A 12,062-nucleotide genomic window follows, 5' to 3' on the forward strand; every position below is an offset into this window, starting at 1 on the left:
CCTCTGCCTACTCTTCTTATTGTAACACTTTAATCTTTACTTGTTTTCTGCCAAACGAGTATACCTGTGCTTCAGTCGGCATTAACAAATCAATTCGATGCCCTTTTATCGCTCCACCCGTATCTCCAGCCACAGCATATCCATATCCCTCTACCCAGACTTTTGTCCCAAGTGGGATTATACTTGGATCAACGGCAATTAACTTCATATTAGGATTTGCCTTATAATTATATCCACCTGCGCTTATCCCTTGGCAACCACCGCAATTTGGAGAATATGCTGTTGCTTCTACATAGAATTCACGACCTGGAGGTTCTCCCTCAGATTTCGCTTCATTCGTTTCCGTTTTCTGCCCTTCCACTTTCTCTTGCATTACTTCTTGCTTCGTACCAACAGCAACCTTTTGATTCTGCGCCTCTTGTATAATTTCTTCTTTTTGAAGATTTCTTGAAATCTCTTTTCCATTTTCCTTTATGACTTCAAAAGTTTTCTTCTTTTTCCCTGCTATTCCTTCTTGAATCGTTTTCTCTGTCCCAATTGATAAGGAAGCATCCTCTTGTTTCACTTCAGAAAAAGGAATAGGTTCTTCCAATACATCGCTGACTTTTTCTACTCGAATCACTTTTATTGCCATATTTGCTTTTACATTTTCCTCTAAAGCTGGCTCCACCCTATCAAATTCATCCAAGGAAACTTGATGTTCTTTCAAAAAGTCAGCGACAGTAGTCGAAGTTGACCATAGTTGTTGTGATTGATCGCTGCCATGTAATGTAACTGGAAATGCCCTTTGAATCATTACTTTTTGTTTACTACCTAAAGCCTTATGTATAGCTGGATACACTTTATCATATTGCCTAAGTTCTATCTTCTTCTCTTTTAATAATTCTCCTACCGTTTTAGCAGTCGAATATACTTTTTGCTCTTTTCCATCTATAACTATACTAAATGGTTTTGCCTTTTCTATCACAACTTTCATTCCATCAGTAATCTTATTAGAAGATGCAGGATATACTTTATCTTCCTTCGTAACACTAATTTCTTCATCAGATAGTAAATCCTTTACAGTACTTGCATACGTATATACTTCTTTCTTCTTTCCATCTACTTCTACAACAATCTTGTCAATTGTAGCTGCATAAGTAGCTGTTCCAATTGACCCAGAAATAACCAACGCACTTATAACCTTTATTGCAACATTTTTACTTATCCTTAGTCCTCTTAACATCCCTTTCTTATCAAGACTCACAAGAAGATGCCCCCTTTTCCTCAACCAGATTTAAATTTCACTACCTAGCTTGTACTTCTCTCCCACTATTTCTAGTAGCTCTTTTCATTGGAAGATAACGATAGGAGAAGGTATAAAGGAAAAGAATGGGAGGTCCCATTCTTTTCTCTTATTTAACACCAAATAAGGCTTTTGCATTCTCTGTTGTTACTTGTGCAACCTCTTCATATGAAATTCCTTTTAAGTTTGCGATTTCTTCAGCTACAATTTTGACATAACTTGGTTCATTTCGTTTACCGCGAAATGGATGTGGCGTTAAGTATGGACAATCTGTTTCTATCAATAATTTTTCCATTGGGATTTCCATAGCAACTTCTTTTGGTTTCCTTGCATTTTTGAATGTTACTGGTCCTCCTAATGAGATTAAGAAGTTCATATCAATACATTGCTTCGCTACTTCTACACTACCGCCAAAACAATGCATAATACCTCCTACCTCAGCTGCATTTTCTTCTTCTAAAATATCTATAATATCCTGTGTCGCGTCACGATTATGTATAATAATCGGTAATTTTACTTTCTTAGCTAACTGAATTTGTTTACGGAATACTTCTTTCTGTATTTCTTTTGGAGACTTGTCCCAATGGTAATCTAATCCCATTTCACCAAGAGCAACAACTTTCGGATGAGCAGCTAATTCCTCTAACCAAACTAAATGATCTTCCGTCATATCAATTGCATCAACAGGATGCCAGCCAACTGCTGCATAAATAAAATCATATGTTTCTGCAAGTTCAATGGCCTTCTTTATTGTTATTTCATCAAACCCGACAACAACTGTATATGTAACTCCGGTTTCTTTCATTCTTGCAATGACTTCCTGTAAATCTTCTTCAAATTGCTCTGCATTTAAATGTGAATGTGTATCAAACAACATGACAAATAACTCCTTTTATTTGAAATAAATTCTATCATAGGGGAAAATTACTTTCCTAACAACGTAATGACGACAATATTACAATTTTAATACAAAAAAGGGAATTTCAGAAAGATTTCTAACAAGAAAAAAGATGCTCCACGAATGTTACACGTGAAACACCTCTTACATTGTCAAGATTACTTGATTTTTGTACCATTTGGTAAATTTTGATCAATTGTTGCTAATGATAATACACCGTTTTCTTCGCCTGCTAAAATCATACCTTGTGATAATTCGCCACGTAATTTCACTGGTTTTAAATTCGTTACACAAATAACTTTTTTCCCTTTTAATTCTTCTGGTGTGTAAAATTTAGCAATTCCAGAAACGACTTGTCGCTTTTCTATACCTAAATCAAGTTGAATCTTTAGCAGTTTGTCTGCTTTTTTTACAGGCTCTGCTTCTATTACTTCCGCCACACGTAATTCAACTTTAAAGAAATCATCAATTGTGATTTCCTCCGCCTTTGGTTCCTCTTCCTTTTTCTCTTCCACTTTAGGAGCAGAACCTTTCATTTGTTCTTTAATATATTCAACCTCTACTTCTACCTCTAAGCGTGGGAAAATTGGCTGTCCTTTGACTACTTTCGTACCAGCTGGAATACAACCAATCGTAGAAAGACTATTCCAAGATTGATATGCTTCATCTGTAATACCAAGTTGTGTAAAGATTTTGCTTGGCGTTGCTGTCAAGAATGGCATAAGCATAATACCCATTTGGCGGAGCATTTCTGCAAGGTGTGCCATTGCGGAAGCAAGTTTATCACGATCATTCTCATCTTTCGCTAATACCCAAGGTTGTGTTTCGTCAATATATTTATTCGTACGGCTAACCAATTGCCAAATAGAGCTTAATGCTACTGAAAACTCCATGTTTTCCATTGCTTCTTCTACTTTTTGTAATGTATCCTGTGCAAATGTTACTAACGTTTCATCAAACTCAGTTACATTTTCTTTAAAAGCAGGAATTTCTCCGTTAAAATACTTATCAATCATCGCTACTGTACGATTTAATAAGTTTCCTAAGTCGTTTGCAAGATCGAAATTAATTCGTTCAACAAAACCTTCTGGCGTAAATACACCGTCTGATCCAAATGGAACTTCACGAAGTAAATAATAACGTAATGCATCTAGTCCATAGCGATCAATTAATGTAACAGGATCAACTACATTCCCTTTTGATTTACTCATTTTTCCGTCTTTCATTAAAATCCAACCATGAGCAAATACCTTTTTCGGTAGTGGTAAATCTAGCGCCATTAAAATAATTGGCCAATAAATTGTATGGAAACGAACAATTTCTTTTCCTACTAAATGAACATCCGCTGGCCAATACTTTTTATACTTCTCTTCATTATCTGTTCCATATCCTAGTGCTGTAATATAGTTAGATAATGCATCTACCCATACGTAAATAACGTGTTTTGGGTTACCTGGTACACGAATTCCCCAATCAAAGGAAGTACGAGAAACTGCTAAATCTTCTAATCCTGGTTTAATGAAATTATTGATCATTTCATTTTTGCGTGATTCAGGTTGGATGAATTGTGGGTTTTCTTCATAGAATTGTAACAGTCGATCTACATATTTACCCATTCTAAAGAAGTAAGATTCTTCGCGAACAAGTTCTACAGCATGACCGCTATCTGGGCTTTTTCCGCCAACTACTTTGTCGCCTTCCATAATCGGATCCACAAGTTGATGCTCTGTGTAGAATGTTTCATCCTGTACAGAGTACCATCCTTCATATTCATCAAGATAAATATCACCTTGATCAACAAGTTGTTTAAAAATCTTTTCGACAACTTCTTTATGACGATCTTCGGTTGTACGAATAAAGTCATCATAAGAAATGTCCATTTTCCCCCACAGCTCTTTAATTCCTTCTACAATGTTATCAACATATGCTTGTGGTGTTACTTGTAGTTCTTCTGCTTTCTTTTGAATCTTTTGTCCATGCTCATCAGTACCTGTTAAATAATGAACATCATATCCTTGCATGCGCTTGTAGCGTGCCATTGCATCTCCTGCTACCGTTGTATAAGCATGTCCAATATGAAGCTTTCCGCTTGGATAATAAATTGGAGTAGTAATATAAAAGGTTTTATTTTCCTCTGTCATTGTTTTGAACCTCCCAAATGACCTCATATGTATTTATAAACAGTATATCAAAAACTGACGCATAAAAACGAATTAATGCTCGATTATCTTTATCATCTATTACTCATATCCCCAAAAAATATACAGTTATTTATCTGTAATATTGATAAAATTTAAAAATAAAGTAAAATACTTGTGTAATTCTTTCATTTTCTATTATATATAAGAAGTATAAAAATCTATAATTCTTTCATAAAATATAGAATTTAAGAATTGACGGAAATGTAAATGATTGGTATCATATGTTCATAGGGTATTTTGTCGAAAAATGACGAATTAAAATATAGACTCGCGAACTTACAAAATATGAGGAGGATAACGAATATGAAATCTACTGGTATCGTTCGTAAAGTTGATGAATTAGGCCGTGTTGTAATTCCGATTGAATTACGTCGTACATTAGGTATTGCAGAAAAGGATGCTCTTGAGATTTACGTTGATGACGAAAAAATCATCCTAAAAAAATACAAACCAAACATGACTTGCCAAGTAACTGGTGAAGTATCTGATGGTAACCTTTCTTTAGCTGAAGGTAAAATTATTTTAAGCAAAGAAGGCGCTGAACAAGTTTTAAACGAACTTCAACAATATATTCAAGCAGCAAAATAAGCTTCTCAATTATGAGAAGCTTATTTTTTATCGACATGATAGATTTGATATACGTCTCGTTTCGACAAATCTCGATCTTTCGCAACTTTTTTAATTGCATCCTTTGAAGGCATTCCTTGATCGTTTATGTAATGCTCGATATGATCGTATACTGATATAGCTTCCCACCATTGTTCCTCTACAGCAGCTTCCTCTTTTGACCCGGATACTAATATACAAAATTCACCACGAACTTCATTTTGTTTTGTCCACTCAATCGCTTCTTCTACCGATCCACGAATAAATTCTTCAAATTTCTTTGTTAACTCTCGGCACAATACAATCTCTCTATTTCCAAGTACTTCTTTCATAGAAATTAGCGTATCATCTAACCGATGTGGCGCTTCATAAAACATCATTGTAGTTGGAACATAGCGAAGTTTTTCTAATTCCGCTTTACGTTCTTTTTTATTTCTTTGTAAAAATCCATAAAAGTAGAAATGTCTCGTTTCTAATCCTGATGCAATTAAAGCTGTAAGGGCAGCGTTTGCCCCAGGAAGTGGAATAACATGATATTGCTCCTCTACAGCTGCCACAACAATGTCGTAACCTGGATCAGAAATACATGGCATACCTGCATCACTTACAAGAGCTACTGTTTTTCCATCTTCTAGCTTATCTAAAATTTTCTGTCCGCTTACTTCCTTATTATGCTCATGGTAACTCATAACTGGTGTTTCAATTTCAAAATAGTTACAAAGCTTTTTCGTCTGCCGCGTATCTTCAGCAGCAATGATATCAGCCTCTTTCAATATCCGAATTGAGCGAAACGTCATATCTTCTAAATTCCCAATAGGTGTTGGAACTAAATATAAAACTCCCTTTTCATTTGCTTGAAAGCTTTTTTGCTGCCACATAGCGTTCTCCTTTTTGCATATATGCTTCTTTTTCTTTTCGCATTAACTGTTTAAAATGATATTCAGCTTGCATAGCTGTCCTTTTCTCTTCATGAACCTCTACATATTTTAAAGTGACAGGAAGCCTAGCACGAGTATAACGAGCTCCCTTACCACTATTATGAGTTTGAATCCGTTTCTCTAAATTATTTGTATATCCTGCGTAATAACTTCTATCTGCACATTCCACTACATAAAAATAATGTTTATTCTTCTCCATATAAAATCGAACGAAGCTCCTTTGTATACTCATTATTTTTCTCATACACAAAAAGAGGCGGTAAAATTTTTAAATCTGCATTTCCATCTTTAATTCCTTCTATCAATAGCGTATTTGCTTCTTTTCCCGCCTTTGAATATACAAACTGCATACGTTTCGGTTCAATCTTATACTTCCTCATTAGTGTTACAATATCAAGTAATCGACCTGGGCGATGAACAAACGCTACCTTACCACCTTGCTTTACAAGCTGACTACTAGCATATACGACATCCTCTAATGTACACATAATTTCATGACGAGCTATTGCTAAATGCTCGTTAATGTTTTTCTCAGATGCCTTTGGCGTTTGAAAATATGGCGGATTACATGTTACCACATCGTATTGATGGCGCCCCAGCCGCTCTGGCATATCCTTTAAGTCTCCATGAATTAACTGAATTCTTTCTTCTAGCTTGTTATACTGGATGCTCCTTATTCCCATATCATACAAGCGTTCTTGAATTTCTACTCCTGTAATATTTCCTTTCGTTCTTGTACTTAATAAAAGCGGAATAACAGCATTTCCTGTACATAAATCAATCAAATTTCCCTTTTGAATCGGAACCCACGCAAAATTTGCAAGTAACACTGCGTCTAAAGAAAAATTAAACACAGATGGACTTTGAATAATTTTCATTTCTTCTGCTAGTAAATAATCTAAACGTTCATCTTCATATAAGTGCATATACAATTTCCTTTCTTATACTTAACCTACCCTATTTGATCCCCTATTCATGTAAAAGTAAGACCCCTTTCATCTTATCTTTACTCTCATGTATAAAAAATTACCTTTCCAATATATTGGAAAGGTAATTTCATTTTTTATTTAAAAATGACAGACAGAATAAACAATCTCCTTCTTTACGTACACTTCCATAATGTAAATTACAAATATGGAAACCTTCTTGATATAGGCGTGCTAAATTATCATAGCCTTCACCAATATCCGTTTTTGGTTTCATTTCTTTTCGTTTTTGAGTTTTTTGTTTTTCCTTATTCTGCACTTCTTCAAAACGACGTCGCAAATTTTCATTTTCCATTTTAATATGTTGGTTTTCTTCAAGTAACTCTGCAAGATGTTGCTTTAATTCTCCCAACTGTTTATATAAATGTCCAATTTGCTCTTCCATACTGGAAACCGCTGCAAAAATATCCTTTTTCTCCACAAGCACCCACCTCATCAATCTGTGGTTTGACTCGAAACGACCCCTTCATTAATTAATTCATCTAACGTATATTCTACTATCCGTTCCTTGTCTACTAGTTCCACTTGAATTAATCTTTCTAAAATATTTAATCCGATGACGCGTCCAAGACCATGCGGTGTTTGTATACGTTGATCTAAATCAGGAAGTTGCTCTTTTGCCGCTTCATACTCGTCATTCTCATATTTTAAGCAACACATTAATCGGCCACATAAGCCAGAAATTTTCGCAGGATTTAATGATAAATTTTGATCCTTTGCCATTTTAATGGATACAGGTTCAAAATCACCTAAAAATGTAGAACAACAAAGCATACGACCACATGGACCAATACCACCAAGCATTTTTGCTTCATCGCGAACACCAATTTGTCTTAGCTCAATTCTTGTCCGGAAAATTGCAGCTAAGTCTTTCACAAGCTCACGAAAGTCAATACGACCATCTGCTGTAAAATAAAAAATGATCTTATTGCGATCAAACGTATACTCTACGTCTACAAGTTTCATATCAAGCTTATGTTCCCCTACCTTTTGTTGACAAACTTGATATGCTTCTTTTGCCGCATGTTTGTTCTCTTCAACAATTGTCCGATCATTTTCATTTGCAATGCGAATAACTTTCTTTAGTGGTAGTACAACATCGTTTTCATCGACTTGTTTCTTTGTAATAACTACTTTCCCATATTCAATACCCCGTACAGTTTCCACGATCACAAATTCATTTTCTGAGATATCGAATTGATTCGGGTCAAAGTAATACACTTTTCCGGCCTTCTTAAAACGAACACCTACTACATCATACAAAACGGTCATCCCTCCTGCAACCGCAACACTAACTGTTCGAACACAAGCTGCGCATTTACATTAGCGTTGATTCTATTTTTTGCTTCTAATATATTAAAAAGAGCTGATACAATGCGCTTTTGAGCGTAGGAGAAAGAATGAAACATCTCCTTTTGATCTTGAAAGACCAAACGATCTTCCTCTCCTAGTTGAACATATAATAAATCCTTATAAATAAGGAGTAACATATCTAAACCTTGTTGTAATTGTTCCTTCTCTCCAAAGTGTTTCCCCCACTTTTCTTGTACAAAAAAAAGAGAGGCTGTATCTTTTTCGAGCGCTTCACATAATTTTATCACTAAAGCTCGTGCTTGTGCAAACCATTCATCATTGCAAAGTAATAATGCTTCCTCAAAACTATTCGTAAGCTGCGAGGCAAGAGTAGATAAAGAAATTGCAATTCCCTCCTCCTGTAATCTCTCAATTAAAGATTCCGTAGAAAGAGGCCTGAATGTAACAACTTGGCAACGCGATAAAATAGTATTTAAAATTTGGTGGCTTTGTTCAGTAAGTAAAATAGCCGTTGTATCGCTACTTGGTTCTTCTAAAAATTTCAATAAGGTATTAGCAGCATTTGCTGTCATTCGATCTGCGTGCTCAATAATATACACCTTTTTATTTGCCTCTAAACCTGTTTTTGAAAACTCTTCCTGTAAATCATGAATTTGTTGTTTTTTAATAGATAATCCATCTGGTTTTACGACATGTAAATTAGGATGGTTACCTGAATCAATCCGGCGGCAATTCGTACATGTATGACACGGCTCTATACCATCTCTTTGTATACAAAGAAAACTTTTTGCCATTTGAATTGCCGTTTCATATTTTCCGGTTCCTTTTGCACCTTCTAACAAATAAGCGTGGGATATACGCTCTTTTGCAATACTATTCATCAACATTTTTACACCAATGGGCTGTATAGCAGAAAGCTGCTCCCACGTCCTTGTCATAATGCATACCTCACTTGTTTTATACTTTCCTTCTATTATAACAACTTATCTTCTATAAGCTGAACAACTTCTTCCACAATCTTTTCCATTGGTTGATCTGCATTCACAACAACTATACGATCTGAGAAACGATCTATAACCTGTAAATAGCCTTCACGTACGCGCTTATGGAAAGTGATGCTTTCCATATCTAAACGATTTACTTCACGATTATCATCTTTTTCAATGCGTGCTAATCCCACTTCAGGCTCAATGTCTAAATAAATCGTCAAGCTAGGCATACAGTCTTCTGTTGCAAACCGATTAATTTCAAATACTTTATCAATACCTAGTCCTCTTGCATAACCTTGATAAGCAAGTGAACTGTCAATAAAACGATCACATAATACAAGATAATTTCTCTCCAAAGCTGGTATAACCTTTTCTACTAAATGCTGTCTACGTGCTGCAGCATATAATAATGCCTCTGTACGTGCTTCCATCATCGTATACTCTTGTTTGTGTAAGATTGCTCGAATCTCTTCTGAAATCGCAATACCACCAGGTTCCCTTGTTGCCATTACTTTTTGTTCTTGCTTTTCAAAGTACGGCAATAACTTTGTAATTAATGTTGATTTACCAGAACCTTCTGGCCCTTCAATTGTTACAAATAATCCCTTCATCCTAAAACCTACTTTCTATATCATACACATTCATATATTGTACATTTCCTTGAAAACGAGCACCGGTTTCTTCTAAATAAGAAATTTGTTCTATGTGTGCTGTAGTAATTTTTTCTCCATACATAAGTAATGGAATGCCTGGTGGATATGGAATAACCATATCTGCTGCAATCATCCCAGTAGCTTCTTGTAAAGGTACAACTTTTTTCTTATATTTACCTAGTTGCTTATAAGTAAATGGTAAAGACGAAAAGGCTCCCTTATAAGTATACCGAATAGATGGTATCTTGTCTGTTACCGTATAGTTACCTAATGCTAATCGTATTACTTCTATCGCTTTGATATACTGCTCATTCACTTGCAATGGTAAAATAAATAAAACATTATATGGATCAGCCATTTCTGCATATATACCTATTTTTTCAAATATAGATTGTAATTCATATCCAGATAACTCACAGCGCGTTTGAACTGTAACCTTCAGTTCATCCTGCAGAGGATACTGTAAAACAGCAATTTGTGGAATGCTCTGCAATTCCTTTCTAAATCGCCTCGCAAACTCCACAATTTTATGACAACCTTTCTCTTTCATATTTGCTAATGCAAAGCGAGCTACATCTAGTGAAGCCATAATCGGATAAGACGGACTGCTAGATTGTAACATACTTAAATAAGAGGAAACTTTTTCTTCATGAACTAAATCACTATTGATATGTAAATAAGAACCCATCGTCATAGCGGGTAATGTTTTATGCGCTGAGTGTACCACTATATCAGCACCATATTCTAATGCCGACTTCGGAAATGGCTCTCCTATACAAAAATGGGCTCCATGTGCCTCATCTACTAAAACAGGAATTTTATGTGCGTGTGCACACATAATACTTTCCTTTAAATCAACTCCCATACCATAATAATTAGGATGTGTTAAAATCAATGCCTTTGCTTCTGGATATTGTTTAACAGCCCTCTTAATAACCTCATGCTGAACTCCAACTGGTACACCATATAATTCATCAATCCAAGGCTCTAAAAATACCGGATTCACTCCAGCTAACTTTAAGCCGTTGATAATAGACTTGTGGCAATTTCTTTGCACAAGAACAATATCATTCTCCTCACAACATGATAAAATCATTGTTAAATTTCCAACTGTAGAACCATTAACTAAAAAATGACTCTTTTTTACATTATATACATCAGCCAATAACTGCTGTGCTTCATTTATACATTCAAATGGACTATGCAAATCATCTAATCCTGTTAATTCTGTTACGTCAATAGACAGTACTTCATTAAAACCTGATTGTGCCTGTTCCGGAAAATTCAAACCATTTTTATGTCCTGGAACATGTAAAGATAAAGGTTTTTTATCTTTAAAATGAATTAATGCTTCATATAATGGTATTTGATTTTGATTCATGTTCATCTCTTCCTTACTTTTCATTCACTACCTATTATACAGAGATATCTGGACAAAAAAAATAATAGGCATAGTGCCTATTTATGAATATGATATTTGAATTTTTCGCAGTTGTTGTAAATAGTATATATATTTAGGATTATTCGTTTCAGTTTCCACCATGTCCCGTTCACAATCATCACATATAAAATTCATGTGTACATGTATACCATCATTTTTCCTATTTTCACATATAATGCAAACCTCATTTTTTGTCTCCATATGTTTCTCCTTATCACTTTCTTCTAAATGAAAATGATGTAGGATATTTCCCCCTCTCTATTTTGAATTTAAATATACTTATCCCTATTCCTTGACACTTTTTCGAAAAATATACATCGTTTAGTTATATACATATGATATGAATCTAATTTGGGCAGTGTGTTTGTCACTTACATAATATAATCTTTTTATTATCATCTCACTTTAAAGTAAAAAAAAAGCACGAGTCAATTGACTCGTGCTTTAATTGCTTGGCGACGTCCTACTCTCACAGGGACAAGGTCCCAACTACCATCGGCGCTAGAGAGCTTAACTTCCGTGTTCGGTATGGGAACGGGTGTGACCTCTCTGCCATCATCACCAAACTATTGAAGGCATATTCCTTCAAAACTAGATAACATTTGCTTCATATTATATGGTTAAGTCCTCGATCTATTAGTATTCGTCAGCTCCACATGTCACCATGCTTCCACCTCGAACCTATCAACCTGATCATCTTTCAGGGATCTTACTAGCTTACGCTATGGGAAATCTCATCTTGAGGGGGGCT

General features: G+C 35.2%; 13 protein-coding genes and 2 rRNA genes. 1 reads left to right on the forward strand and 14 read right to left on the reverse strand.

The window, feature by feature from the left end:
- Positions 1-16: 16 nt before the first annotated feature.
- From BLV40_RS24360 to metG, 3 genes are all read right to left on the reverse strand, one after another.
- Entirely contained in the window at positions 17-1,246 is a 1,230-nt protein-coding gene (locus BLV40_RS24360; protein WP_090694639.1) for a G5 and 3D domain-containing protein, read from the reverse strand.
- A 148-nt stretch (positions 1,247-1,394) separates the two neighbouring features.
- Positions 1,395-2,162, reverse strand: a complete 768-nt coding sequence (locus BLV40_RS24365) for a TatD family hydrolase (protein WP_090694643.1) — start codon at positions 2,160-2,162, stop codon at positions 1,395-1,397.
- A gap of 179 nt (positions 2,163-2,341) precedes the next feature.
- The gene (metG, locus tag BLV40_RS24370) at positions 2,342-4,351 is read right to left on the reverse strand and encodes a methionine--tRNA ligase (protein WP_280138961.1); all 2,010 of its coding nucleotides are present in this window, start codon (positions 4,349-4,351) and stop codon (positions 2,342-2,344) included.
- Positions 4,352-4,687: 336 nt separating this feature from the next.
- Between metG and BLV40_RS24375 the strand changes: the two genes are divergently transcribed.
- Positions 4,688-4,972: an AbrB/MazE/SpoVT family DNA-binding domain-containing protein gene (locus tag BLV40_RS24375; protein WP_026593102.1), complete on the forward strand. Its 285-nt coding sequence runs from the start codon at positions 4,688-4,690 to the stop codon at positions 4,970-4,972.
- Between the two features lie 20 nt (positions 4,973-4,992).
- Here BLV40_RS24375 and rsmI read toward each other — a convergent pair whose 3' ends face one another.
- The 11 genes from rsmI to BLV40_RS24430 all read right to left on the reverse strand — a co-directional run.
- Positions 4,993-5,868 carry a 16S rRNA (cytidine(1402)-2'-O)-methyltransferase gene (gene rsmI / locus BLV40_RS24380; RefSeq protein ID WP_026593101.1) on the reverse strand — a complete coding sequence of 292 codons (876 nt, stop codon included), beginning with the start codon at positions 5,866-5,868 and terminating at the stop codon, positions 4,993-4,995.
- The gene (locus BLV40_RS24385; RefSeq protein WP_026593100.1) at positions 5,837-6,127 is read right to left on the reverse strand and encodes a GIY-YIG nuclease family protein; all 291 of its coding nucleotides are present in this window, start codon (positions 6,125-6,127) and stop codon (positions 5,837-5,839) included. The genes rsmI and BLV40_RS24385 overlap by 32 nt, the downstream gene beginning before the upstream one ends.
- On the reverse strand, positions 6,114-6,854 hold the full coding sequence (locus BLV40_RS24390) for a tRNA1(Val) (adenine(37)-N6)-methyltransferase (RefSeq protein WP_090694651.1): 741 nt from the start codon (positions 6,852-6,854) through the stop codon (positions 6,114-6,116). Before BLV40_RS24390 ends, BLV40_RS24385 begins: the two co-directional genes overlap by 14 nt.
- Before the next feature lie 130 nt (positions 6,855-6,984).
- Positions 6,985-7,335 carry a DNA replication initiation control protein YabA gene (gene yabA / locus BLV40_RS24395; protein WP_000412052.1) on the reverse strand — a complete coding sequence of 117 codons (351 nt, stop codon included), beginning with the start codon at positions 7,333-7,335 and terminating at the stop codon, positions 6,985-6,987.
- A 14-nt stretch (positions 7,336-7,349) separates the two neighbouring features.
- The gene (locus tag BLV40_RS24400; protein ID WP_003194202.1) at positions 7,350-8,177 is read right to left on the reverse strand and encodes a PSP1 domain-containing protein; all 828 of its coding nucleotides are present in this window, start codon (positions 8,175-8,177) and stop codon (positions 7,350-7,352) included.
- A gap of 5 nt (positions 8,178-8,182) precedes the next feature.
- On the reverse strand, positions 8,183-9,166 hold the full coding sequence (gene holB / locus BLV40_RS24405; protein ID WP_090694655.1) for a DNA polymerase III subunit delta': 984 nt from the start codon (positions 9,164-9,166) through the stop codon (positions 8,183-8,185).
- Between the two features lie 35 nt (positions 9,167-9,201).
- Complete coding sequence (tmk, locus tag BLV40_RS24410; protein ID WP_090694659.1) at positions 9,202-9,828, reverse strand: dTMP kinase; 627 nt, start codon at positions 9,826-9,828, stop codon at positions 9,202-9,204.
- A gap of 1 nt (position 9,829) precedes the next feature.
- On the reverse strand, positions 9,830-11,251 hold the full coding sequence (locus tag BLV40_RS24415) for an aminotransferase class I/II-fold pyridoxal phosphate-dependent enzyme (RefSeq protein WP_090694662.1): 1,422 nt from the start codon (positions 11,249-11,251) through the stop codon (positions 9,830-9,832).
- Between the two features lie 81 nt (positions 11,252-11,332).
- Complete coding sequence (locus BLV40_RS24420; RefSeq protein WP_026593095.1) at positions 11,333-11,512, reverse strand: sigma factor G inhibitor Gin; 180 nt, start codon at positions 11,510-11,512, stop codon at positions 11,333-11,335.
- Positions 11,513-11,761: 249 nt separating this feature from the next.
- Positions 11,762-11,877 (reverse strand): 5S ribosomal RNA (rrf, locus tag BLV40_RS24425).
- Positions 11,878-11,927: 50 nt separating this feature from the next.
- Positions 11,928-12,062 (reverse strand): 23S ribosomal RNA (locus BLV40_RS24430); the annotation flags it as partial.

Origin of the sequence: Bacillus sp. 166amftsu (assembly GCF_900107445.1) — a bacterium.
In the GTDB taxonomy this organism is placed as follows: Bacteria; Bacillota; Bacilli; order Bacillales; family Bacillaceae_G; genus Bacillus_A; species Bacillus_A arachidis.

What these genes read in the sequence shown, in the direction of transcription:
- BLV40_RS24420 (WP_026593095.1), bottom strand. Translation starts at nt 11,512, where the DNA reads ATGGAGACAAAAAATGAGGTTTGCATTATATGTGAAAATAGGAAAAAT.
- metG (WP_280138961.1), bottom strand. Translation starts at nt 4,351, where the DNA reads ATGAGGTCATTTGGGAGGTTCAAAACAATGACAGAGGAAAATAAAACC.
- BLV40_RS24385 (WP_026593100.1), bottom strand. Translation starts at nt 6,127, where the DNA reads ATGGAGAAGAATAAACATTATTTTTATGTAGTGGAATGTGCAGATAGA.
- BLV40_RS24390 (WP_090694651.1), bottom strand. Translation starts at nt 6,854, where the DNA reads ATGCACTTATATGAAGATGAACGTTTAGATTATTTACTAGCAGAAGAA.
- BLV40_RS24415 (WP_090694662.1), bottom strand. Translation starts at nt 11,251, where the DNA reads ATGAATCAAAATCAAATACCATTATATGAAGCATTAATTCATTTTAAA.
- BLV40_RS24365 (WP_090694643.1), bottom strand. Translation starts at nt 2,162, where the DNA reads ATGTTGTTTGATACACATTCACATTTAAATGCAGAGCAATTTGAAGAA.
- rsmI (WP_026593101.1), bottom strand. Translation starts at nt 5,868, where the DNA reads ATGTGGCAGCAAAAAAGCTTTCAAGCAAATGAAAAGGGAGTTTTATAT.
- tmk (WP_090694659.1), bottom strand. Translation starts at nt 9,828, where the DNA reads ATGAAGGGATTATTTGTAACAATTGAAGGGCCAGAAGGTTCTGGTAAA.
- BLV40_RS24375 (WP_026593102.1), top strand. Translation starts at nt 4,688, where the DNA reads ATGAAATCTACTGGTATCGTTCGTAAAGTTGATGAATTAGGCCGTGTT.
- holB (WP_090694655.1), bottom strand. Translation starts at nt 9,166, where the DNA reads ATGACAAGGACGTGGGAGCAGCTTTCTGCTATACAGCCCATTGGTGTA.